General features: G+C 66.6%; 19 protein-coding genes and 1 riboswitch. Of the genes, 10 read left to right on the top strand and 9 right to left on the bottom strand.

Annotation, left to right across the window (positions count from 1 at the left end; translation table 11 throughout):
* Position 1 precedes the first annotated feature (1 nt).
* Both HMPREF1224_RS25355 and HMPREF1224_RS25350 read left to right on the top strand, forming a co-directional pair.
* Positions 2-796: an AraC family transcriptional regulator gene (locus HMPREF1224_RS25355; RefSeq protein WP_010793540.1), complete on the top strand. Its 795-nt coding sequence runs from the start codon at positions 2-4 to the stop codon at positions 794-796.
* A 75-nt stretch (positions 797-871) separates the two neighbouring features.
* Complete coding sequence (locus tag HMPREF1224_RS25350; protein ID WP_003084610.1) at positions 872-1483, top strand: LysE family translocator; 612 nt, start codon at positions 872-874, stop codon at positions 1481-1483.
* 7 nt (positions 1484-1490) lie between these two features.
* On the opposite strand, the gene HMPREF1224_RS25345 is transcribed toward HMPREF1224_RS25350, so the two are convergent.
* From HMPREF1224_RS25345 to HMPREF1224_RS25335, 3 genes are all read right to left on the bottom strand, one after another.
* Positions 1491-2906, bottom strand: a complete 1416-nt coding sequence (locus tag HMPREF1224_RS25345) for a hypothetical protein (RefSeq protein ID WP_031628447.1) — start codon at positions 2904-2906, stop codon at positions 1491-1493.
* Positions 2907-2940: 34 nt separating this feature from the next.
* Positions 2941-3663: a 16S rRNA (uracil(1498)-N(3))-methyltransferase gene (locus HMPREF1224_RS25340; protein WP_003106127.1), complete on the bottom strand. Its 723-nt coding sequence runs from the start codon at positions 3661-3663 to the stop codon at positions 2941-2943.
* Between the two features lie 92 nt (positions 3664-3755).
* Positions 3756-5159, bottom strand: coding sequence for an adenosylmethionine--8-amino-7-oxononanoate transaminase (locus HMPREF1224_RS25335; RefSeq protein ID WP_003117900.1), 1404 nt, complete (start codon positions 5157-5159; stop codon positions 3756-3758).
* A gap of 173 nt (positions 5160-5332) precedes the next feature.
* On the opposite strand from HMPREF1224_RS25335, the gene HMPREF1224_RS25330 reads away from it, so the two are divergent.
* From HMPREF1224_RS25330 to HMPREF1224_RS25320, 3 genes are all read left to right on the top strand, one after another.
* Positions 5333-6823: a flavin monoamine oxidase family protein gene (locus HMPREF1224_RS25330; RefSeq protein ID WP_003118815.1), complete on the top strand. Its 1491-nt coding sequence runs from the start codon at positions 5333-5335 to the stop codon at positions 6821-6823.
* Between the two features lie 180 nt (positions 6824-7003).
* Positions 7004-7573 (top strand): cytochrome b, encoded by a 570-nt coding sequence (locus tag HMPREF1224_RS25325; protein ID WP_003106133.1) that lies wholly within the window; start codon positions 7004-7006, stop codon positions 7571-7573.
* 11 nt (positions 7574-7584) lie between these two features.
* Positions 7585-8160, top strand: a complete 576-nt coding sequence (locus tag HMPREF1224_RS25320) for a YceI family protein (protein ID WP_003084626.1) — start codon at positions 7585-7587, stop codon at positions 8158-8160.
* A 68-nt stretch (positions 8161-8228) separates the two neighbouring features.
* On the opposite strand, the gene mexR is transcribed toward HMPREF1224_RS25320, so the two are convergent.
* Positions 8229-8672, bottom strand: a complete 444-nt coding sequence (gene mexR, locus HMPREF1224_RS25315; RefSeq protein ID WP_003114897.1) for an effux pump transcriptional repressor MexR — start codon at positions 8670-8672, stop codon at positions 8229-8231.
* Positions 8673-8946: 274 nt separating this feature from the next.
* Here mexR and mexA point away from each other — a divergent pair, with 274 nt between their 5' ends.
* From mexA to oprM, 3 genes are read left to right on the top strand one after another with little or no spacing between them, the layout of a single operon-like run.
* Positions 8947-10098: a multidrug efflux RND transporter periplasmic adaptor subunit MexA gene (mexA, locus tag HMPREF1224_RS25310; protein WP_003118819.1), complete on the top strand. Its 1152-nt coding sequence runs from the start codon at positions 8947-8949 to the stop codon at positions 10096-10098.
* Between the two features lie 15 nt (positions 10099-10113).
* The gene (mexB, locus tag HMPREF1224_RS25305; RefSeq protein ID WP_003107312.1) at positions 10114-13254 is read left to right on the top strand and encodes a multidrug efflux RND transporter permease subunit MexB; all 3141 of its coding nucleotides are present in this window, start codon (positions 10114-10116) and stop codon (positions 13252-13254) included.
* Between the two features lies 1 nt (position 13255).
* Positions 13256-14713 carry a multidrug efflux RND transporter outer membrane channel subunit OprM gene (oprM, locus tag HMPREF1224_RS25300; protein WP_003084633.1) on the top strand — a complete coding sequence of 486 codons (1458 nt, stop codon included), beginning with the start codon at positions 13256-13258 and terminating at the stop codon, positions 14711-14713.
* Positions 14714-14808: 95 nt separating this feature from the next.
* Here oprM and HMPREF1224_RS25295 read toward each other — a convergent pair whose 3' ends face one another.
* The 5 genes from HMPREF1224_RS25295 to ahcY form a co-directional block, all read right to left on the bottom strand.
* The gene (locus tag HMPREF1224_RS25295) at positions 14809-16728 is read right to left on the bottom strand and encodes an RNA helicase RhlE2 (protein ID WP_003099895.1); all 1920 of its coding nucleotides are present in this window, start codon (positions 16726-16728) and stop codon (positions 14809-14811) included.
* Between the two features lie 250 nt (positions 16729-16978).
* Entirely contained in the window at positions 16979-18049 is a 1071-nt protein-coding gene (locus tag HMPREF1224_RS25290) for a hypothetical protein (RefSeq protein WP_003084637.1), read from the bottom strand.
* Between the two features lie 69 nt (positions 18050-18118).
* On the bottom strand, positions 18119-18967 hold the full coding sequence (gene metF, locus HMPREF1224_RS25285) for a methylenetetrahydrofolate reductase [NAD(P)H] (protein WP_003084639.1): 849 nt from the start codon (positions 18965-18967) through the stop codon (positions 18119-18121).
* Between the two features lie 66 nt (positions 18968-19033).
* The gene (locus tag HMPREF1224_RS25280) at positions 19034-19588 is read right to left on the bottom strand and encodes an HD domain-containing protein (RefSeq protein ID WP_003118822.1); all 555 of its coding nucleotides are present in this window, start codon (positions 19586-19588) and stop codon (positions 19034-19036) included.
* 40 nt (positions 19589-19628) lie between these two features.
* Positions 19629-21038, bottom strand: coding sequence for an adenosylhomocysteinase (gene ahcY / locus HMPREF1224_RS25275; RefSeq protein ID WP_003099900.1), 1410 nt, complete (start codon positions 21036-21038; stop codon positions 19629-19631).
* A 22-nt stretch (positions 21039-21060) separates the two neighbouring features.
* A riboswitch (S-adenosyl-L-homocysteine riboswitch) is annotated at positions 21061-21166 on the bottom strand.
* Between the two features lie 179 nt (positions 21167-21345).
* Here ahcY and HMPREF1224_RS25270 point away from each other — a divergent pair.
* Positions 21346-21762 (top strand): DUF2946 domain-containing protein, encoded by a 417-nt coding sequence (locus HMPREF1224_RS25270; protein WP_003160904.1) that lies wholly within the window; start codon positions 21346-21348, stop codon positions 21760-21762.
* A 125-nt stretch (positions 21763-21887) separates the two neighbouring features.
* Positions 21888-24080 (top strand): TonB-dependent receptor, encoded by a 2193-nt coding sequence (locus tag HMPREF1224_RS25265; protein WP_010793538.1) that lies wholly within the window; start codon positions 21888-21890, stop codon positions 24078-24080.
* The last annotated feature ends 5 nt before the right edge of the window (positions 24081-24085 follow it).

The raw sequence follows: 24085 nt of genomic DNA, 5'->3' as shown, positions 1-24085 counted from the left end.
CATGGCCGGCCTGCAGCACGCGCGGATCGGCGCCTCCCTCGAGGTCGCCAGCGCCAGCCTGGCCGGGCACCGCTTCGAGAAGCACAGCCACGACGAGTTCGTCATCAGCGCCAACCTCTGCGGATTGGAAGATGTCTGGCTGGATGGCCGTACCTTCCAGGCCGACAGCGGCGACCTGACCCTCTACAACCCGGGGCAGATCCAGGGCGGCGGCGTCCGCGACGGCCAGCCCTGGCGCTTCGCCAGCCTCTATCTGCCTGCCGCCGAACTGGCGAGCAGCCTGGATCTTTCCTCCGTCGAGTTCGACCGCCCGCTGCTGCGCAGTCCGGCGCTGGGCCGCGAGTTGGCCGCCAGCATCGAAGCCTTGCTGGCCAGCGACCGTTTCGCCCGCGAACGGGGCGAGGAGCGCCTGCTGGATTTCCTTGGCCGCCTGCTGGCGGCGAGCGGCACCCGCCTGTCGCAGAGGGCCGATCCTGGGCGCCCGGCTGTCGCCCGCCTGCAGGCGCTGCTCGCCGAGCGCCTGGCCGAACCGCCGGACCTGGATGAGATGGCGGAGCAGGTGGGCCTGTCGAAATACCACCTGCTGCGGGCGTTCAAGAAGGCCACCGGGCTCAGCCCGCGCCAGTGGAGCATGCAACTGCGCACCCGCCGCGCCCTCGGCCTGTTGCGCCGTGGCCTGGCGGTGGGCGAGGTGGCCCACGCCCTGGGCTTCGCCGACCAGAGCCACCTGACCCGTTACTTCACCAGCGCCTACGGCATTTCGCCGGGCCGCTACCAGCGCGCCGTGCGCGGCTGAACTGCGCAATCCGGTTCAAGTCGGCGGAGCCGCCGGCCGGGATAATCCGACGTCCCACCACGGAGTCGTCGTTCCATGCTCGCCATCTTCCTCGCCGCCTTGCTGTTCGGTTTCGCCTTCAATGTTTCCCCTGGCGCGGTGTTCAGCGAAACGCTGCGCCGCGGTTTGACCGGCGGCTTCCGCCCGGCGTTGCTGGTGCAACTGGGGTCGCTGATCGGCGATGCCGTCTGGGCCCTGCTCGGGCTCACCGGGCTGGCGCTGCTGCTGGGCTACGAACAGGTGCGGATTCCCCTGACCCTGGCCTGTGCCGCCTACCTGGCCTGGCTCGGCGTGCAAGGCTTGCGCGACGCCTGGAGTCCGCCGCTGGCGGCGGAGGATGCCGGCGAGCAGGGGCGCAACGCCTTCGGCGCCGGCGCGGCGATCTCCCTGTCCAATCCGAAGAACGTGGTCTACTGGGGTGCCCTCGGCAGCGCCCTGGCGGGGATCGTCGACGGCACGCCGAACCAGGCGCAGTCGCTGGTGTTTTTCGCCGGTTTCATGCTCTCGTCGCTGATCTGGTGCTTTTGCTGCGCGGCGCTGGTGGACTGGCTGCGGCGCAACACCTCGCTGTTCTGGCACCGCGTCAGCTACGCCGGTTGCGGCGTGCTCCTGCTCGGCCTGGCGGGACTGGCGCTGCGCGGGCTGTAGACGCGCCTCAGGCCGGCGCCAGGCGCCGCCGCAGCAGGCGTTGGCGCAGGCTTTCGAACGTGCCGAGGTCGACATGCCGGGCATGGTCGCCGACGACGATCCGGCCGTCGGGCAGCTCCGCCCAGTGCTGTAGTCCGCCCTCCAGGTCCAGTTCGCCGTAGCGGATGCGCAGCGCCCGGCCGGATTCGAGGTGCCAGAGCTGGGCGAGGTCCCGCGAGCGATGCGGTTCCAGCCACGGCGCCAGGAGCAGCCAGCCTCCGTCCAGGGCCTGGAGCTTCAGGTAGGGGCCTTCGGCCAGGCCGTCCAGCGAGTGGCTGCGGATCTCGCCGCTGTCGAGCCGGCCTTCGCAGAGCGTTTCACGCTCCAGCCAGACGATGGTCCCGGGCGCCGCCGAGGCCGGTTGCGCCGGATCGGCGGGCAGATCCTTGCCGACGGGGAACGGCAGGGGCTGGATGCGTGCCTCGCGCCATTCGAAGAACTGCCCGCGGGAGAGCAGGCAGACGCGCTGGTCCGGAGTGGTGAAGACCGCCGGCGGATTCTCGATGGAGCGCCGCGCTTGCGGCACCTCGAAGAGCAACCGCGGTTCGTCGTTGCCCTGGGCGAAGCCCGGATAGAGGAAGAACAGGCCGCGGTCGGCCAGGAGCAGGTCGTCCCCGGCCAGGCCGATGGCAAGTTCCGGGGTGCGGCGTTGGCGCAACGACTGCGCTGGCGGCAGCGGCAAGGGCGGTAGTTCGGGCGTCAACGAGGCGAGGTCGCGGGAGCGATGCAGCCAGGCGTAGGGGCTTCCCGAACGGGTCATCCTGACCCAGGCGTGCAGGCCGTCCGCCGAACTGGCCCGGCAGAGCAACGCGCCCTGGGTTTCCTCCGCGCCATCGGGCAGGCGTTGCAGCCTGGGCCATTGGCGCAGGTCCAGCAGGTCGCGGCTGTCCTCGCCCGGCAGGCGGGCGATGGCCAGGCCGGGCGCCAGGTGCTCGGCGTGTTCGAGGCAGATGTAGGCCGAAGCCGGCGCCAGGCCGGCCGGCGCGGCGGCGGGGAGGGCCGCCCGGGCGCCCTCGGGGGCGTTTTCCTGGCGCAGCGTGCGGGCGTTGTGGCCCTGCGCTGCGAGCGCATCGAGGAGGCGCTGGCTGTGGGGGGCGCCGACCACGTACAGGTTCAGGCTGTCGTCTTCGTCCAGGCGTTCCACCAACGCCAGTCCGAGGGATTCCAGCTCCTGGCCGAGGGCTGGCAGGAAATCCTCGGGAAGGTCGTCGCGCAGGCGCTCCAGCAGCGTCTCCAGTGCGGCGGAGGCCAACTGCGGGAAGCGTCCGGCATAGTCTCGGCGGAGTACGCCGAGCACGTCGGGCAGGCGGATCTTCCAATCGAAGGTAACGGGCGTGTCCATGCGTGCGATCCGTTGCGAAGTGGGTTGCGCAACGGTATTCACTGGCTGTCGCCGTTGTAAAGCGGCGGGAGGGATATCAGGCGAAGTCGCCCCAGAGTTGCTGGGCCACCGCCAACGCTACCACCGGCGCGGTCTCGGTGCGCAGCACTCGCGGGCCGAGGCGCGCGGAGTGGAAACCGGCCGCCTGAGCCTGCTCCACCTCGGCATCGCTCAGGCCGCCTTCGGGACCCACCAGGAAGGCCAGGCGCGACGGCGGCGCATGGCTGGCCAGGGGGGCGGCCACAGGGTGCAGGACCAGCCTGAGGTCATCGTCCCGCCCGCGCAGCCAGTCCTCCAGGGCCAGAGGCGGATGGATCAGCGGCAGGCTCGAACGGCCGCACTGCTCGCAGGCGCTGATCGCCACCTGGCGCCAGTGCTGCAGGCGCTTGTCGGCGCGCTCGTCCTTCAGGCGCACTTCGCAACGCTCGCTGACGATCGGGGTGATTTCCGCCACCCCCAGCTCGGTGGCCTTCTGGATCGCCCAGTCCATCCGCTCGCCGCGCGACAGGCCTTGCCCCAGGTGGATACGCAGGGGCGAGTCGGGCTGGCCGGCGAACTGCTCGCGGAGTTCGACGCGGACATTCTTCTTGCCGACCTCGACCAGCTCGCCGAGGTATTCCCGGCCGCTGCCGTCGAACAGTTGCACGGCGTCGCCCGTGGCGTGCCGCAGCACGCGGCCGATGTAGTGGGCCTGGGCCTCGGGCAGGTCGTGCTGGCCGAGGGAGAGAGGCTGGTCGACGAAGAAGCGGGACAGGCGCATGGCGATTCGAGGGTAGTGGCGACAGGCGCGCAGTTTACTGCCTGCCGCGGGGCGCTGGAACCGGCCCCCTCGGAACGAAGGGGCGGCGACGTTCAGCCCGGATCGCGGTGGTCCGGGTGGAAGTCGCTGACCGCCACGCTGACCGCGTCGCGGGTGGCGATGTCGATGCCTTCGCTGGCCACCTCGGCGAGGAAGTCGATCTGCTCCGGGGTAATCACGTAGGGCGGCAGGAAATACACCACGCTGCCCAGCGGGCGCAGCAGCGCGCCGCGCTCCAGGCCATGCTGGAAGACCTTCAGGCCGCGGCGCTCCTGCCAGGGGTAGGGCGTCCTGGATGCCTTGTCCTGGACCATTTCGATGGCCAGGACCATCCCGGTCTGGCGCACCTCGGCGACATGCGGGTGGTCGGCCAGGTGCGCGGTGGCCCTGGCCATGTGGGTGGACAGCGCGCGGTTGGCCTCGATCACCTTGTCTTCCTCGAAGATGTCCAGGGTCGCCAGGGCGGCGGCGCAGGCCAGCGGGTTGCCGGTATAGGTGTGCGAGTGGAGGAAGGCGCGCAGGGTCTGGTAGTCGTCGTAGAAGCCCCGGTAGACGGTCTCGCTGGTCAGCACCGCGGACATCGGCAGGTAGCCGCCGGTGAGGGCCTTGGACAGGCAGAGGAAATCCGGGGCGATGCCGGCCTGCTCGCAGGCGAACATCGTCCCGGTGCGGCCGAAGCCCACCGCGATCTCGTCGTGGATCAGGTGCACGCCATAGCGGTCGCAGGCTTCGCGCAGCAGCTTGAGGTAGACCGGGTGGTACATGCGCATGCCGCCGGCGCCCTGGATCAGCGGTTCGACGATGACCGCGGCGATCTCGTCGTGCCCTTCGGCCAGGGTGCGCTCCATGTGGGCGAACATGTTCCGCGAATGTTCTTCCCAGCACATGCCGTCCGGACGCAGGAAGCAGTCCGGGCTGGGCACCTTGATGGTGTCGAGCAGCAGCGACTTGTAGGTTTCGGTGAACAGCGCCACGTCGCCCACCGACATCGCCGCGATGGTTTCGCCGTGGTAGCTGTTGGTCAGGGTGACGAAGCGCTTCTTGCGCGGCCTGCCGCTATTGAGCCAGAAGTGGTAGCTCATCTTCAGCGCGACCTCGATGCCCGCCGAGCCGCTGTCGGCGTAGAACACCCGGTCGAGCCCCGGCGGGGTGATTTTCACCAGTCGCTCCGACAGCTCGATCACCGGCTGGTGGCTGAATCCGGCGAGGATCACGTGCTCCAACTGGTCGACCTGGTCCTTGATGCGCTGGTTGATGCGCGGGTTGGCGTGACCGAACACATTGACCCACCAGGAACTGACCGCGTCGATGTAGCGCTTGCCTTCGAAATCCTCCAGCCAGACGCCTTCGCCGCGGCGGATCGGGATCACCGGCAGGCGTTCGTGGTCTTTCATCTGGGTACAGGGATGCCAGAGTACGTTCAGGTCGCGCTGCATCCAGTCGGCGTTAAGGCCCATGGGCTGTCTCCTCGGATCGATCGGCAAAGCCTATGCAATGGGGGTGAGATGAACAACCCGGCGGGTTGGGACACATCCGACAGCAGCCGCCGACGGACTCCTATGGTGGCCCAAACGGCTCTGGCGTATGCTGCGCGCCGTTGCGTCTTTGCTTTTTTCCTGGGGAGTCCGGTATGTCGTTAAGGTGGCTGCGCGCCGCGGCGTTTCTCATGTTGGGGGTGTTCAGCGCGGTGGCGCTGGGCAAGGATAAACAGCCTACGGCGATCGTCGTCGGCGCGGGCCTGGCAGGCCTGAGCGCGGCCTACGAATTGCAGAAGGACGGCTGGCAGGTCACGGTGCTCGAAGCGCGGCCGCAGGTGGGCGGGCGTTCCGGCCTGGCCACCAGCGAATGGGTCGGCAACCAGAAGGTCCAGCCCACGCTCAATGCCTACCTGGACACCTTCAAGCTGAAGCCGGTGCCGGCGCCGGACTTCGTCCGCACCCCCAGCTACCTGATCGACGGCCTGTACTACAGCAGCAGCGATCTCGCGCTCAAGCAGCCGAACGTCGCCGCCGACCTCAAGCGCTTCGAGTCGACCCTGGACGATCTCTCGGCATCGATCTCCGACCCGCTCAACCCTGCCTCGAGCAATACCCTGTTCGCCCTCGACCAGATGAACGCCGCGCGCTGGCTGGACAAGCTGAACCTGTCGCCGACCGCGCGCCTGCTGGTCAACCAGCGTATCCGTTCGCGCTACGACGAACCGTCGCGCCTGTCGCTGCTCTACCTCGCCCAGCAGGGCCGCGCCTACCGTGGCGTCGACGACCGCGACCTGCGCGCGGCGCGCCTGCCCGGCGGCAGCCAGGTGCTGGCGGAAGCCTTCGTCAAGCAGATCAAGACGATCAAGACCAAATCCAAGGTGTCGAGCATCGTCCAGGCCAAGGACGGCGTCGCCGTCAAGGCCGGCAGCGAGACCTACAAGGCCGACTACGTGGTTCTCGCCGTGCCGCTGAAGGCGCTCGGCCAGATCCAGATGACCCCGTCCCTGAGCGGTACCCAGATGTCCGCGCTGAAGGGCACCAACTATGGCTGGCGCGACCAGATCCTGCTGAAGTTCAAGCGTCCGGTGTGGGACGACAAGTCGCGCCTCTCCGGCGAGATCTTCAGCGACCAGGGCCTGGGCATGATCTGGGTCGAGCCGGCGCTGAAAGGCGGCGCCAACGTGCTGATCAACCTGTCCGGCGACAACGCCCGCGTGCTGCAGGCTTTCGGCGACCGGCAGATGGTCGACCAGGTGCTGATCCGCATGAACAAGTTCTATCCGAAGATGCGCGGTGCCTTCGCCGGCTACGAAATTCGTCGCTACAGCGCCGACCCGGGCACCGGCGGTTCCTACCTGGCCTACGGTCCGGGCCAGGTGACGCGCTTCTGGCGGATCTGGGAACAGCCGCTGTCGCGGGTCGCCTTCGCCGGCGAGCACACCGATGCGCTGTACCCCGGCACCATCGAGGGCGCGCTGCGTAGCGGCAAGCGCGCGGCCAGCCAGGTGCGCGACCTGTATGCCGGCAAGACGCCGGTGATCGAGGGCGCGCCGATGGTGGCGAAGGCCGAGAAGGTGGCCGCACCGACGACCGGCGGCGAGAAGAAGAACCCGTTCGCCTGGTTCACCCGCCTGTTCGATTGATCCCCTTCGCCGGCGCCGGAAGCTCCGGCGCCTTGCGCTTACCGGTTCGCAGCGCAATCCGGGGTTTTTTCTTAGCCTGCGAACCTATCTTGTGAATCGATGTTTCAAAGCAGAATTTTCTGCTTTAACTCGATGGATTTGCCGCTAGTCTTGAGGCTTCGCTTTTCAAGGAAGTTTTTCATGCAGTGGCGCAATACCTCATCCCGTTACGGCGTATTCAGCCTGTTCCTGCACTGGGGCAGCGCGCTGGTGGTCTTCGGCCTGTTCGGCCTGGGCCTGTGGATGCGCGAACTGAGCTATTACGACCCCTGGTACCACCCCGCGCCGGCGCTGCATAAAAGCATCGGCATCCTGCTGGCCATTGCCCTGCTGGTGCGGATCGTCTGGCGTTTCGTCAGCCCGCCGCCGCCGGCGCCGGCCAACCACGGTCCGCTCACGCGGGTAGCGAGCAAGCTTGGCCACCTCGCGCTGTACGGGCTGCTGCTGGCGGTGATCGTCGCGGGCTACCTGATTTCCACCGCCGACGGCGAACCGATCAGCGTGTTCGGCTGGTTCTCCGTGCCGGCAACCCTCAGCGGGCTGCCCGACCAGGCAGACGTCGCGGGTGAAATCCATCTCTACCTGGCCTGGGCGCTGGTGGTCTTCGCCGTCCTCCATGCCCTGGCCGCCCTCAAGCATCACTTCGTCGACCGCGACCCGACCCTAAAGCGCATGCTCGGTCGCTCGTCGAATGATCAACAACCACGTTAAGGAGAATGTCCATGCTGAAGAAGACCCTTGCCGCGCTGGCGCTCGGCTCCGCACTGTTCACCGCCGGCCAGGCAATGGCCGCGGACTACAAGATCGACAAGGAAGGCCAGCACGCCTTCATCGAGTTCCGCATCAAGCACCTGGGCTATAGCTGGCTGTACGGCCGCTTCAACGACTTCGACGGCAGCTTCACCTTCGACGAGAAGAACCCGTCGGCCGACAAGGTCAAGGTGACCATCAACACCAACAGCGTGGACACCAACCATGCCGAGCGTGACAAGCACCTGCGCAGCGGTGATTTCCTCAACGTCAGCAAGAACCCGACCGCTACCTTCGAATCCACCGAAGTGAAGGCCAACGGCGACAGCGCCGACATCACCGGCAACCTGACCCTGAACGGCGTGACCAAGCCGGTCACCATCAAGGCCAAGCTGATCGGCCAGGGCGACGACCCGTGGGGCGGCTACCGTGCCGGCTTCGAAGGCAGCGCCACCCTGAAGCTGAAAGACTTCGGCATCAAGATGGACCTCGGCCCGGCATCCCAGGAAGTCGAGCTGCTGCTCTCCGTCGAAGGCATTCGCCAGTAAGCGGATACCTGAAACGAAAAACGCCGGCGATCGCCGGCGTTTTTCATTGTGCTTCGAAAAGAATGTTCTTAAATATCCTCAAGCGGTTGCGCGGCCAGGCACTGGTCGAGGAGATGCACCAGGGTGGCCTGTTCCACCGGGGTGAGCGGGGCAAACAACTCGTCATGCACGCGTGACATGATGGCCTCCGCATGCTGGTGGATGGCCAGCCCCTCGTCGGTGAGGAAGAGCTGGAAGCTGCGCTGGTCGCTGGGGTTGCGCTCGCGGCGGACCAGGTTTCTTCCCTCCAGCTCGCGGATCTTCCGGGTGATCAGTGCCTTGTCGCGGCACATCTGGCGTCCCAGGTCCTGCAGGTTCAGCCCGCGTTGTTCGTCGATAAGCTTCAATACATGGACGTCGGGCGGGGTCAGGTCGAGTCGCTGGCAATCGAGCTCGCTCTGGATGCGCGTCCGCACATGCTGGAAGACCGCCATCAGCGCGGGCATCAGGTCGGGATTCACGGGGTAGTTCATTGGTTTGGCCGAGTAAACCTAATGTAAATGTGGTTGATCCAGTCAACTATTTTGCTTATTTTAGTTGACCTTATCAACCTTGTTTCAGGTTCTGAATATGGGCCATGGCGCCGGGTGGATAACCGGCCATCGAGCTAAAACGTTTCAGGTGTTTTCACGCGAGGCTTTCGGACGTTTACAAACACCTATGAATGTAAGTATTTTGCCTGCCTTCTTCGAGCCGGTGCAGCGCCTTCACGCTGCATCGGCCGCTTTCGCTCATGAGGACAACGCTATGCAACGAACGCCAGCCATGCGTGTACTGGTTCCGGCCCTGCTGGTCGCGATTTCGGCCCTTTCCGGGTGCGGAAAAAGCGAGGCGCCGCCGCCGGCGCAAACGCCGGAGGTCGGGATCGTGACCCTGGAAGCGCAGACGGTGACCCTGAATACCGAGCTGCCGGGCCGGACCAATGCGTTCCGCATCGCCGAGGTGCGTCCCCAGGTGAACGGCATCATCCTCAAGCGCCTGTTCAAGGAAGGCAGCGACGTCAAGGCCGGGCAGCAGCTCTACCAGATCGACCCCGCCACCTACGAGGCCGACTACCAGAGCGCCCAGGCCAACCTGGCTTCGACCCAGGAACAGGCCCAGCGCTACAAGCTGCTGGTCGCCGACCAGGCCGTGAGCAAGCAGCAGTACGCCGACGCCAATGCCGCCTACCTGCAGTCCAAGGCGGCGGTGGAGCAGGCGCGGATCAACCTGCGCTACACCAAGGTGCTGTCGCCGATCTCCGGCCGCATCGGCCGTTCCGCGGTGACCGAAGGCGCCCTGGTGACCAACGGCCAGGCCAACGCGATGGCCACCGTGCAACAGCTCGACCCGATCTACGTCGACGTCACCCAGCCGTCCACCGCCCTGCTGCGCCTGCGCCGCGAACTGGCCAGCGGCCAGTTGGAGCGCGCCGGCGACAACGCGGCGAAGGTCTCCCTGAAGCTGGAGGACGGTAGCCAATACCCGCTGGAAGGTCGCCTCGAATTCTCCGAGGTTTCCGTCGACGAAGGCACCGGCTCGGTCACCATCCGCGCCGTGTTCCCCAACCCGAACAACGAGCTGCTGCCCGGCATGTTCGTTCACGCGCAGTTGCAGGAAGGCGTCAAGCAGAAGGCCATCCTCGCTCCGCAGCAAGGCGTGACCCGCGACCTCAAGGGCCAGGCTACCGCGCTGGTGGTGAACGCGCAGAACAAGGTCGAGCTGCGGGTGATCAAGGCCGACCGGGTGATCGGCGACAAGTGGCTGGTTACCGAAGGCCTGAACGCCGGCGACAAGATCATTACCGAAGGCCTGCAGTTCGTGCAGCCGGGTGTCGAGGTGAAGACCGTGCCGGCGAAGAATGTCGCGTCCGCGCAGAAGGCCGACGCCGCTCCGGCGAAAACCGACAGCAAGGGCTGATCAAGGGGATTCGTAATGTCGAAGTTTTTCATTGATAGGCCCATTTTCGCGTGGGTGATCGCCTTGGTGATCATGCTCGCGGGCGGCCTGTCGATCCTCAGTCTGCCGGTCAACCAGTACCCGGCCATCGCCCCGCCGGCCATCGCCGTGCAGGTGAGCTACCCGGGCGCCTCGGCCGAGACGGTGCAGGACACCGTGGTCCAGGTGATCGAGCAGCAGATGAACGGGATCGACAATCTGCGCTACATCTCCTCGGAGAGTAACTCCGACGGCAGCATGACCATCACCGTGACCTTCGAACAGGGCACCGACCCCGACATCGCCCAGGTCCAGGTGCAGAACAAGCTGCAACTGGCCACCCCGCTGCTGCCGCAGGAAGTGCAGCGCCAGGGGATCCGGGTGACCAAGGCGGTGAAGAACTTCCTCATGGTGGTCGGTGTGGTTTCCACCGACGGCAGCATGACCAAGGAAGACCTGTCGAACTACATCGTTTCCAACATCCAGGACCCGCTCTCGCGGACCAAGGGCGTCGGTGACTTCCAGGTGTTCGGCTCGCAGTACTCGATGCGCATCTGGCTCGACCCGGCCAAGCTGAACAGCTACCAGCTGACCCCCGGCGACGTGAGCAGCGCGATCCAGGCGCAGAACGTGCAGATTTCCTCCGGCCAGCTCGGCGGCTTGCCGGCGGTCAAGGGCCAGCAGCTCAACGCCACCATCATCGGCAAGACCCGCCTGCAGACCGCGGAGCAATTCGAGAACATCCTGCTCAAGGTCAATCCCGACGGTTCCCAGGTGCGCCTGAAGGACGTCGCCGATGTAGGCCTGGGCGGCCAGGACTACAGCATCAACGCGCAGTTCAACGGCAGCCCGGCGTCCGGTATCGCGATCAAGCTGGCCACCGGCGCCAACGCGCTGGATACCGCCAAGGCGATCCGCCAGACCATCGCCAACCTGGAACCGTTCATGCCGCAGGGCATGAAGGTGGTCTACCCGTACGACACCACCCCGGTGGTCTCGGCCTCGATCCATGAGGTAGTGAAGACCCTCGGCGAGGCGATCCTCCTCGTGTTCCTGGTGATGTACCTGTTCCTGCAGAACTTCCGCGCCACGCTGATCCCGACCATCGCCGTACCGGTGGTGCTGCTGGGGACCTTCGGCGTGCTCGCCGCGTTCGGCTTCTCGATCAACACCCTGACCATGTTCGGCATGGTGCTGGCCATCGGCTTGCTGGTGGACGACGCCATCGTGGTGGTGGAGAACGTCGAGCGGGTGATGGCCGAGGAAGGCCTGTCGCCAAGGGAGGCGGCGCGCAAGTCCATGGGTCAGATCCAGGGCGCGCTGGTCGGTATCGCCATGGTGCTCTCGGCGGTATTCCTGCCGATGGCGTTCTTCGGCGGCTCCACCGGGGTGATCTACCGGCAGTTCTCCATCACCATCGTGTCGGCCATGGCCCTCTCGGTGATCGTGGCGCTGATCCTCACCCCGGCGCTCTGCGCGACCATGCTCAAGCCGATCGAGAAAGGCGACCATGGCGAGCACAAGGGCGGCTTCTTCGGCTGGTTCAACCGGATGTTCCTTTCCACCACCCACGGCTACGAGCGGGGCGTGGCGTCGATCCTCAAGCATCGCGCGCCGTACCTGCTGATCTACGTGGTGATCGTGGCCGGGATGATCTGGATGTTCACCCGCATTCCCACCGCGTTCCTCCCCGACGAGGACCAGGGCGTACTGTTCGCCCAGGTACAGACCCCGCCGGGCTCCAGTGCCGAGCGTACCCAGGTGGTGGTGGACTCGATGCGCGAATACCTGCTGGAGAAGGAAAGCTCTTCGGTCAGCTCGGTGTTCACCGTGACCGGCTTCAACTTCGCCGGCCGCGGCCAGAGTTCGGGCATGGCGTTCATCATGCTCAAGCCCTGGGAAGAGCGTCCCGGTGGCGAGAACAGCGTGTTCGAACTGGCCAAGCGCGCGCAGATGCACTTCTTCAGCTTCAAGGACGCGATGGTGTTCGCCTTCGCGCCGCCGTCGGTACTGGAACTGGGTAACGCCACCGGCTTCGACCTGTTCCTCCAGGACCAGGCGGGTGTCGGCCACGAAGTCCTGCTCCAGGCGCGCAACAAGTTCCTCATGCTCGCCGCGCAGAACCCGGCGCTGCAACGCGTGCGCCCCAACGGCATGAGCGACGAACCGCAGTACAAGCTGGAGATCGACGACGAGAAGGCCAGCGCCCTCGGCGTGTCCCTTGCCGACATCAACAGCACCGTGTCCATCGCCTGGGGTTCCAGCTACGTCAACGACTTCATCGACCGTGGCCGGGTCAAGCGGGTCTACCTGCAGGGCAGGCCGGACGCGCGGATGAACCCGGACGACCTGAGCAAGTGGTACGTGCGCAACGACAAGGGCGAGATGGTGCCGTTCAACGCCTTCGCCACCGGCAAGTGGGAATACGGTTCGCCGAAGCTGGAGCGCTACAATGGCGTGCCGGCGATGGAGATCCTCGGCGAGCCGGCGCCCGGCCTGAGTTCCGGTGACGCCATGGCGGCGGTCGAGGAGATCGTCAAGCAATTGCCGAAAGGCGTTGGCTACTCCTGGACCGGCCTGTCCTACGAGGAGCGCTTGTCCGGCTCGCAGGCGCCGGCGCTGTATGCGCTGTCGCTGCTGGTGGTGTTCCTCTGCCTGGCGGCCCTGTACGAAAGCTGGTCGATTCCGTTCTCGGTGATGCTGGTGGTGCCGTTGGGCGTGATCGGCGCGCTGCTGGCGACGTCCATGCGCGGCCTGTCCAACGACGTGTTCTTCCAGGTGGGCCTGTTGACGACCATCGGCCTGTCGGCGAAGAACGCCATTCTCATCGTGGAGTTCGCCAAGGAGCTGCACGAGCAGGGCAAGGGCATCGTCGAGGCGGCCATCGAAGCCTGCCGCATGCGTCTGCGGCCGATCGTGATGACCTCCCTGGCGTTCATCCTCGGCGTGGTCCCGCTGGCGATCTCCACCGGCGCCGGCTCGGGCAGCCAGCATGCGATCGGTACCGGCGTGATCGGCGGCATGGTCACTGCGACCGTCCTGGCGATCTTCTGGGTACCGCTGTTCTACGTGGCGGTCAGCACGCTGTTCAAGGACGAGGCGTCCAAGCAGCAAGCGTCCGTCGAAAAGGGGCAATGATATGAAACGGTCCTTCCTTTCCCTGGCGGTAGCCGCTGTCGTTCTGTCCGGCTGCTCGCTGATCCCCGACTACCAGCGCCCCGAGGCGCCGGTAGCCGCGGCCTACCCGCAAGGGCAGGCCTACGGGCAGAACACCGGCGCGGCGGCCGTTCCGGCCGCCGACATCGGCTGGCGCGAGTTCTTCCGCGACCCGCAGTTGCAGCAACTGATCGGCGTGGCGCTGGAAAACAACCGCGACCTGCGGGTCGCCGCGCTGAACGTCGAGGCCTTCCGGGCGCAGTACCGCATCCAGCGGGCCGACCTGTTCCCGCGGATCGGCGTGGACGGTAGCGGCACCCGCCAGCGTTTGCCGGGCGACCTGTCGACCACCGGCAGTCCGGCGATTTCCAGCCAGTACGGGGTGACCCTGGGCACTACCGCCTGGGAACTCGATCTCTTCGGCCGCCTGCGCAGCCTGCGCGACCAGGCCCTGGAGCAGTACCTGGCGACCGAACAGGCGCAGCGCAGCGCGCAGACCACCCTGGTGGCCAGCGTGGCGACCGCCTACCTGACGCTGAAGGCCGACCAGGCGCAGTTGCAGCTGACCAAGGACACCCTGGGCACCTACCAGAAGAGTTTCGACCTGACCCAGCGCAGCTACGACGTCGGCGTCGCCTCCGCGCTCGACCTGCGCCAGGCGCAGACCGCCGTGGAAGGCGCCCGCGCGACCCTGGCGCAGTACACCCGCCTGGTAGCCCAGGACCAGAATGCGCTGGTCCTGCTGCTGGGCTCCGGGATCCCGGCGAACCTGCCGCAAGGCCTGGGCCTGGACCAGACCCTGCTGACCGAAGTGCCGGCGGGTCTGCCGTCGGACCTGCTGCAACGGCGCCCGGACATCCTCGAGGCCGAGCACCAGCTCATGGCTGCCAACGCCAGCATCGGCGCCGCGCGCGCGGCGTTCTTCCCGAGCATCAGCCTGACCGCCAACGCCGGCACCATGAGCCGCCAACTGTCCGGCCTGTTCGACGCCGGTTCGGGTTCCTGGTTGTTCCAGCCGTCGATCAACCTGCCGATCTTCACCGCCGGCAGCCTGCGTGCCAGCCTGGACTACGCGAAGATCCAGAAGGACATCAACGTCGCGCAGTACGAGAAGGCGATCCAGACGGCGTTCCAGGAAGTCGCCGACGGCCTGGCCGCGCGCGGTACCTTCACCGAGCAGTTGCAGGCGCAGCGCGATCTGGTCAAGGCCAGCGACGAGTACTACCAGCTCGCCGACAAGCGCTATCGCACGGGGGTGGACAACTACCTGACCCTGCTCGACGCGCAACGCTCGCTGTTCACCGCGCAGCAGCAACTGATCACCGACCGCCTCAATCAGCTGACCAGTGAGGTCAACCTGTACAAGGCCCTCGGCGGCGGCTGGAACCAGCAGACCGTGACCCAGCAGCAGACCGCGAAGAAGGAAGATCCCCAGGCTTGATCGCCTTCCGCGCCATGCAAGAACGCCGACCCTAGGGTCGGCGTTTTTTTATCCTCGCGGAAGTCGGCGGGTCCGCGTCACGGACCCGCTCGGCCTTAGCGGTTGCGGGTCAGCAGTGCGGGGCGCTCGCCCTTGCGCCGCGGTTCCAGCTCGTCGAGCTGCTCGGCGGTGGGGAAGCGATCCATGCGCACCAGGTCGCGCTTGTTGATCACCACCGGCTGGCGGCTCGGCTGCTTGCCGGTGCCGTACTCGGACGGCTCGCGCAGCGGCGCGTCGCTCATCCGCGAGGCATTCTCGCGACCCTGGCCGCGCGGCTTGCCGGCGCGCGGTTTCTTCGCCTTGCCCTGGCCGGCACCCTGACCGCGAGCGCCGCCTTGAGCGGCGCCCTGGCTCTTGCCGCGAGCTTGGCCCTGGCCTTGGCCACGACCCTGCTGGCCGGTGCCGCCCTGGGGTTTCTGCTGGCCACCGCGGCGTCCGCGTCCCTTGTTTTCCTGGCCCTGGTAGGGGCTGACGTAGTCGGCGCGGTTGCCGAAATTGTCGAAGTCGTCGTCGAGGAACTCTTCCGGATCGCGATTACCGTCGACTTCCGGCGGCCGATTGGGCTTGGCCGGACGCGCTTCGCGGCTCTGCCGCGGCTGCTGCGCTTGGCCGGCCTCGCGGTTTTCCTTGTTCTTGCCACCGCGACGGCGGCGCTTTCCAGCCGGCTTCTCGGTACCGTCCTGGGCCGCAGCGACATTGCTGTCGGGGTTGCTCGCCTGGGCGTCTTTCGGCTTGCGCTCGCGGCTGCTGCGCCGTTCCTTGTCGCGGCGCGGCTGCTTCTGCGGCGCTTCGCGGGGCTCCGGCTGGGCCACCTCGGGCAGCACGGCCTCGGGGTCGAAACCCTGGGCATCGCCATCGGGAATACGCTGTCTGGTCATCTTCTCGATGGCCTTGAGCAGCTTCTCTTCGTCCGGCGCCACCAGCGAGATCGCCTCGCCGCTGCGTCCGGCTCGGCCGGTACGGCCGATGCGGTGGACATAGTCTTCCTCGACGTTGGGCAGCTCGTAGTTGACCACATGGGGCAACTGGTCGATATCCAGGCCGCGGGCGGCGATGTCGGTCGCCACCAGGATGCGCACGTCGTTGGCCTTGAAGTCGGCCAGCGCCTTGGTCCGCGCGTTCTGGCTCTTGTTGCCATGGATCGCGGCGGCCGGCAGGCCGTGCTTGGTCAGGTACTCGGCGAGACGGTTGGCGCCGTGCTTGGTACGGGTGAAGACCAGCACCTGTTCCCAGGCGCCGACGGTTACCAGGTGCGCCAGCAGGGCGCGCTTCTGCGGCGCCGGCAGGCGGAACACGCGTTGCTCGATGCGCTCGACCGTGGTGTTCGGCGGCGTTACCTCGATGCGTTCCGGGTTGTGCAGGAGCTTGTTGGCGAGGTCGACGATGTCTTTCGAGAAGGTTGCCGAGAACAGCAGGTTCTGGCGCTTGGGCGGCAGCTTGGCGAGAACCTTCTTCACATCGTGGATGAAGCCCATGTCGAGCATGCGGTCGGCTTCGTCGAGGACGAGGATTTCCACGTGGGACAGGTCGACCTTGTTTTGCCCGGCCAGGTCGAGCAGGCGGCCGGGGCAGGCGACGAGTACGTCGACGCCCTTGGCCAGGGCCTGGATCTGCGGGTTCATGCCAACCCCACCGAAGATGCAGGTGCTGTTCAGCGGCAGGTCGCGGGCGTAGACCTTGAAGCTGTCGTGCACCTGGGCGGCCAGCTCACGGGTCGGGGTCAGTACCAGCACGCGCGCCTGGCGCGGGCCGTGGCGGTGTTCGCGGTCGGGATGACCGGCGGGGAACAGGCGCTCCAGTACCGGCAGGGCGAAACCACCGGTCTTGCCGGTGCCGGTCTGTGCCGCAACCATCAGGTCGCGACCTTGCAACACGGCGGGAATCGCCCGCTGTTGCACGGGAGTGGGCTGGCTGTAGCCCGCAGCCTCCACAGCGCGGGCAAGCGCCTCGGAGAGTCCGAGGGAAGAAAAGGACATGCGGGTTTTCCTATATGGGCCGGGGCGAGGCCGGCTGCTGTGAAATCACCAAGTTCTGCGAACTCCTGTCTACCTTCGGGCCCTGTCGGCCAGGGCGGAAGGTCTGGCCGCGGCGCTGCGTATGCGCTCGGTGGCCGGTGTCGAACGGGTGCCCTCGCGGGCATGGCCGCGCACCTGGTCGGGGGCGCTGGCCGGTTCGCTCCCGGCCCTGGGTGGGGGGGCCGGGGGCAGCGTCAACGGAGGGCTGCGGTCAGAGCAGGTCACGCTGGCGCAAATGCTGGCGGATCTCGTTGGCCCGGGAGCCAAGGAGGTTGCGCAGCAAGCTGTGATTCAGCCAATCCTCGATTTGTTCCGCAATCGGTTCCTGCGGATAGCGTTCGATGGCATTGGTCGCGGCTTTCTCCCACCAGACGGGGCCGCAGGCCCGGTCGAACTCGTTACTGTATTCGTGGCAACCGTAGAGCAGTTCGATACTGAACTGGCGCATCGGAGCCGGCAACGGCAGGGTTCCCAGCTTGTACAGCAGACGCTTGGCACGCGGTGGGCGTGGCAGTCGATCGGTCACCTTGAGGGTGTCGTCGAGGGCTGCAGCGCTGAGAAGGGAGGAACCGTGCTTGCACAACCAGGCCTGGATCTTCGCGCGGAACAGCTGTTTCCGGCTCCAGTAATGGTGGATCAGGTCGGTACAACCCACCAGCTCCAGCCGCTTGTGGGCGGCGACGGCCAGGACGAATTCCTCAAGAGTATAGGCACCGTTGGCAATTGGATAGAGTTCATCCATTAATTCCAACGAACGGTCGAGTATTTTCGCCTCTTCCCGAGGCAGGCCGATGACGCCGGAGTTGAGCTGGTGCATCTCGTCGTCGGCCCAGCCGCGCTCGAACAGGTAGGGCGAGAGGTCGCGGTAGAGCGGGAAGTTACGGTGTTCGCCATAGCGCGCGCCGATCGCGTTGCACAGCAGGCTGCCGGGCTGGATGCGGTCGAACAGGCGCAGGGGCGAACTGTGGAAGAAGGTATCGGTGTCGATCAGCAATGCCTGGTCGGCGTCTTCCAGGGCGTCGCGCAGGGCCACGTGCTTGGCGCGGAAGTGATAGCCGTGCGGTTGGCACCAGGCGACCAACTCCTCGGCCGTCACTTCGCGGACCTGCACCGGCAGGCCGGCGTAGGGACTGGGGTCGTCGGTATAGACCCTGACCGTCAGGCCATGCGCCGCCCCGTCGCGGAGGTGGGCGAAGGCGCTGGCGATGCTGAACAGGGCTTCCTGGTGGTAGGTCTGTCGCCCGTAGACCAGGTAGATCAGATGCTTGCGTGAGTTGGCCATGTCTGTCGTGGATCGCGTGAGAGGCATCCCTGCCGGTATACGCTGCCGGGCCGAACCGCGTGGGCGGTATCAGCGTGGCAGCTGGAGATTCTTCCAGATCGCCAGGCTCGGATCGGCCTGGTTCAAAGTATAGAAATGCAGTCCCGGTGCGCCGCCCTCCAGCAGGCGTTCGCACATCTCGCTGATGACCTGCTCGCCGAAGGCCTGGATGCTGCGGCTGTCGTCGCCGTAGGCTTCCAGTTGCTTGCGGATCCAGCGCGGCAGTTCGGCGCCGCAGGCGTCGGAGAAGCGCGCCAGCTTGGAGTAGTTGGTGATCGGCATGATGCCGGGGACCACCGGGATGTCCACGCCGAGCTTGGCGACCCGCTCGACGAAGTAGAAATAGGCATCGGCGTTGAAGAAGTACTGGGTGATGGCGCTGCTGGCGCCGGCCTTCACCTTGCGCACGAAGTTCGCCAGGTCATCCTCGAAGCTGCGCGCCTGGGGGTGGACTTCCGGATAGGCGGCGACCTCGATGTGGAAGTGGTCGCCGGTCTCGGTGCGGATGAAGTCCACCAGTTCGTTGGCGTAGCGCAGTTCGCCGCTAGCCATGCCCATGCCCGACGGCAGGTCGCCGCGCAGGGCGACGATGCGGCGGATGCCGGCCTCGCGGTAGCGGCCGAGCAGTTCGCGCAACTCGGCTTTCGAGTCGCCGACACAGGACAGGTGGGGCGCGGTCGGCACCTTCACCTCGCCGTCCAGTTGCAGCACGGTACTCAACGTGCGGTCGCGGGTGGATCCGCCGGCGCCGTAGGTGCAGGAGAAGAAGTCGGGCTTGTAGCCCGCCAGGTTGCGGGCGGTGGCCAACAGCTTTTCATGGCCGGCCTCGGTCTTCGCCGGGAAGAACTCGAAGCTGAAACGGCGTTCGCTCTGACTCATGATCGGTTCCTTGGACGCGACCACGGCCGCGCCTCTTCATGTTGATTCCGACTAGCGCCGGGTACTTCAGTAGTACTGGCGGTAGTGCTCGATTTTTTCCCGCAGGCGTCGGGCCGTCGCGGCGTGGGCATGGCCGAGGCGAGCGAGGATCAGCTGCGACTCCTGGTGGTAGTTCGCGATCTTGTCCTGGTTCCAGGTCTGCGGCGGTGGCTGCAGGTTGGTGATGCGGTCGCACAGCTTGACCAGGGCGTACTGCGCCGGGCCCTCGGCAAGCGCCTGGAGATAGTCGTCGAGGGAACGCTTGGGGCCGTCGCCCACGCGCTTGCTCAGGGCCTGCACGCCGGCACAGACGAACTCGCCGAACTGTTGCCGCAGCTCCTCGGGTGAGGTCGCCGTGTCTTCCAGGGTGTCGTGCAGGACCGCGATCTGCAGGGTTTCCCCGAGCCGTTCGATGGCACCGTCGCGATCGGCGGCCAGCAGCTCGTTGGCGACCATGCCCAGGTGCACCAGATAAGGCAGCGGCGAGCCGCTGAGGGTCTGGTTGCGGTGGGCGCGGGCGGCGAACAGCCAGGCCTGGTTGTAGCGATCGGCGAGGTGCGTGGACATCGTGGGAGCGCTCATGCGAACGGGGCAGGCGCATGGCGCCTGCCCCGTGGTCCGCTTAGTAGCGATAGGTGTCCGGCTTGAACGGGCCTTCCACGCTCACGCCGATGTACTCGGCCTGTTTCGGGGTCAGTTGGGTGACCACGCCGCCGAAGCCCTTGACCATCTCCAGGGCCACTTCCTCGTCGAGCTTCTTCGGCAGCACTTCGACGCTCAGGCGCTTGGCCTTCTCGGCGGCCGGCAGGTCGGCGTACTTCTGCTCGAACAGGTGGATCTGCGCCAGCACCTGGTTGGCGAAGGAACCGTCCATGATCCGGCTCGGATGGCCGGTGGCGTTGCCCAGGTTGACCAGGCGGCCTTCGGCGAGAAGGATCAGGTAGTCGTCGTTGTGCGCGTCGAAACCGTCCTTGCCGGTGCGGTGGATCTTGTGCACCTGCGGCTTGACCTCTTCCCAGGCCCAGTTCTTGCGCATGAAGGCGGTGTCGATCTCGTTGTCGAAGTGGCCGATGTTGCAGACCACCGCGCGTTTCTTCAGCGCCTTGAGCATGTTGGCGTCGCAGACGTTGACGTTGCCGGTGGTGGTGACGATCAGGTCGATCTTGCCCAGCAGCGCGGCGTCGATGCTGGCCTCGGTGCCGTCGTTGATGCCGTTCTTGTACGGCGATACGACTTCGAAGCCGTCCATGCAGGCCTGCATGGCGCAGATCGGGTCGACTTCCGCGACCTTGACGATCATGCCTTCCTGGCGCAGCGACTGCGAGGAGCCCTTGCCCACGTCGCCGTAGCCGATCACCAGGGCCTGCTTGCCCGACAGCAGGTGGTCGGTGCCGCGCTTGATGGCGTCGTTGAGGCTATGGCGGCAGCCGTACTTGTTGTCGTTCTTGCTCTTGGTCACCGAGTCGTTGACGTTGATCGCCGGGACTTTCAGGGTGCCGTTCTTGAGCATGTCGAGCAGGCGGTGGACCCCGGTGGTGGTCTCTTCGGTGATGCCGTGGATGCGCTCGAGCATCTGCGGGTATTTCTTGTGCAGGATCTCGGTCAGGTCACCGCCGTCGTCCAGCACCATGTTGGCGTCCCACGGCTGGCCATCCTTGAGGATGGTCTGCTCGATGCACCATTCGTACTCTTCCTCGGTCTCGCCCTTCCAGGCGAACACCGGGATGCCGGCGGCGGCGATGGCGGCGGCGGCCTGGTCCTGGGTGGAGAAGATGTTGCAGCTCGACCAGCGGACTTCGGCGCCCAGCGCGACCAGGGTCTCGATCAGCACGCCGGTCTGGATGGTCATGTGGATGCAACCGAGGATCTTTGCGCCTTTCAGCGGCTGCTGGCCGGCATACTTGCGGCGCAGGCCCATCAGTGCGGGCATTTCCGATTCGGCGATGATCAGCTCGCGGCGGCCCCAGGCGGCCAGGGTGATGTCGGCGACCTTGTAGTCGGTGAAACCGGCGGGCGTCATGACAGCGCTCATGCGTAACTCTCCATTCGTTGTCTGCGAATGGGCGCCGTTGGTGCGTTGACAGACCGGCGAGGCCGGCCTGAGAGCGCGCTCCGTTCGAGCCTGACAGGCCTAGGCCTGCTGCAGCGCCCCTCGAACGGAAGGCGGGAGCGACCCGAAAGGGCCGCCTGAGCGGGCGATTATAGCGGCGCCACATGAAACTCCCAAGTCACCCCTGATACGCCGCTCGTCGCCGTGCGTCGCGCCCTCGGGCTGCGGCGATGCACCGCAGCGCAGAAGCGCGGGGAATTTGCGGGTCAGGATGCTAGAGTGCGCGGTCATGAGAATCGCTCCCATCTCCCGCTCACCGCTGCTGCAGTGGCTGAGCTTCGCCCTCTGTGCCTGCGTGCTGGTCAACGCGCTGGCTTGCGGCGTCCTGCACCTGCAGGCGCTGGGAGTGGGCAGCGACAAAGGGCAGAAGGCCAGCGTCGGGCTGTTCTGCGTCGCCGGTGCCAGCCAATGGCTATCCCTGGATCCCGACGACGGGTCCGCCGGCGATCCGGTACCGGTCAATCCCCAGTTGCCGGTGAGCTGCCCGATGTGCAGCGCCCTGGTGCTGTTCGTCGCGCTCGGGGTGATCTGGTCCTGGCGCTTGCAACGGCGACGCCAGGCGCGTTTCCGCCCGCCCGCCACGCGCGAGCCGGTGCCGCCCCGGTACGTCTGGCCGCCGGCCAACCCGCGCGCTTCCCCCGCCTGATCCTGAACGCCCGCCGCGCCGGGCATTTGCATCCGTCGCCCGTCCTGCCTCGTCCGCGCAGCGCTCGCCGCTGTCCATCCGGGCGAGGCGGGCGTGCCCACCATGCCTTGCTTCAGGATCGCTCGATGAAAAAGCACTCCACGGCCCGCCGCGTCCTCGCGCTGGGTCTCAACCTCACCCTGGCCGGCGTTCCGGCCTTGCTCTGGGCCGATGAGGAACCCACCGAACTGCCCGCCCTCACCGTCAGCGCCGGCGCCGCCGGGGAAACCCCGCCGGCCCTCGATCTCGACGACAGCGCCGGTGGCGGCTCGCGCCTGGGCCTGAGCCTGCGCGAGACTCCCGGCTCGGTAAGCGTGGCCAACCGTGCCAGCTTCGAGCGGCGCGGCCTGCGCAGCACCCAGGACATCGCCAACAGCCTGCCCGGCGTGAACGCCTCGGCGCCGCCCGGCTTCGGCGGCTTCGTCACCTACCGCGGCTTCAGCTCGAACCAGGTCAACCAGTTGTTCAACGGCATTCCGGTGCAATACAGCAGCGCCATGCGTCCGCTGGACGACTGGATCGTCGACCGCGTCGAGCTGGTCGGCGGTCCGTCCTCCTTCCTCAACGGCGCCGGTGCCGTCGGCGGCTCGCTGGACTACATCAGCAAGCTCGCCGACCGCTACGGCGATTTCATGGAAGGCCGGGTGCGCTACGGCAGCTACGACGATTCGGAAGTCGCCTTCGGCTTCAACCAGGCCCTGGGCATCGGCCCCGAGCCGAAGCACTTCGTGCGCCTGGACGTCAGCCGCAGCGGCGGCAACGGCTACGTCGACCGCAATTCGCGCGAATCGTGGAACGTCGCTTTCTCCCTGCTCAGCGACCTGACCCCGGACCTTTCCCACACCCTGGCCCTGGAGTACCAGGACGAGCAGGAAGACAGCCCCTACTGGGGCACACCGGTGCTCAATCCCTACGCCGGCGAGCTGAAGATCGACAAGAGCCGTCGCCGCGAGAACTACAACGTCGCCGATGGCCGCTACGAACAGCGCGTGCGCTGGCTGCGCTCGATCCTCGAATACCGGGTCAGCGACAGCACGCGCTGGCGCAACACCTTCTACCACTACGACGCCGAGCGCGATTACCGCAACCTCGAGACCTACCGCTACAACGCCGACAACAGCGGGGTGGTGCGCTCCAACGCATTCCTCCAGCGCCACGACCAGCAGCTCAACGGCAACCGCTTCGAGCTACAGCACAGCCAGCCGCTGTTCGGACTGGCCAGCGACTGGGCGCTGGGCTTCGACTACAGCATCAACAAGCAGACGCGCTTCCCGAGTACCGCCTCCGGGCCGTTCGGTACGGTCGATCCGGCCAGTTTCGAGCCGGGCCACTTCTACGACCTGCCGGGCATGCGTCCCGGCCACCGGAAGGACCGCAGCAACGAGGTGCGCACCAGCGCGTTGTTCGCCGAGAACCGCCTGGGCCTGACCGACGAGCTGTCGCTGGTCACCGGGCTGCGCTACGACCACCTCGACCTCGACGTGCGCAACCATCGGACGGTGACCGCCAGCGATCCTGCACACTTCGAACGGCGCTGGGACGTGCTCACCGGGCGCGCCGGGCTGGTCTACCAGTTCACCCCGCACGCCAACGTCTACCTGCAATACAGTACCGCCGCCGACCCGCCGGGCGGGGTGCTGACCAGCGCCAGCTTCGGCCAGGTCCGCGACTACGACCTGTCCACCGGCGACCAGTGGGAGCTGGGCAGCAAGTTCGATTTCCTCGACGGTCGCGGCAGCGCCACCCTGGCCGCCTACCGCATCGTCCGCCGGGACTTCTCGGTGGCCGACCCGAACAACCCCAACCTCAGCGTGCCGGTGGGCCAGCAGACCTCCAGGGGCATCGAGGCCGCAGCCTCCCTGCGGATCACCCCGAAGCTGCTGGCCGAGGGCAATTTCGCCTGGGTCGACGCGCAGTACGACGAGTTCACCGAGAACGTCGGCGGCGTCGCCGTCTCGCGCAAGGGCAAGACGCCGCCGAACGTGCCGGAGCGGGTCGGCAACCTGTGGCTGACCTACGACTTCGACCCGGCCTGGCAGGGCGGGGTGGACGCGCGCTACGTATCCTCGGTGTACGCCAACAACGCCAACACCTGGCACGCGCCGTCCTATACGGTCTACGGGACTTTCCTCAGCTACCGGCTGGACGAGCGCACGCGGATCACCGGGCGCGTGCGCAACCTCACCGACGAGGTCTACGCGCGCTTCGTGCAGAGCACGCCGCTGTACTACGTCGGCGACCCGCGCACCTTCGAGCTGAGCGTGCAGACGCGCTTCTGAGGAGT

The sequence above is a fragment of the Pseudomonas sp. P179 genome (genome assembly GCF_000478485.2).
In the GTDB taxonomy this organism is placed as follows: Bacteria; Pseudomonadota; Gammaproteobacteria; order Pseudomonadales; family Pseudomonadaceae; genus Pseudomonas; species Pseudomonas aeruginosa.
Note: the sequence above shows the minus strand (reverse complement) of the source record. Positions and strands in the feature narration are given on the sequence as shown.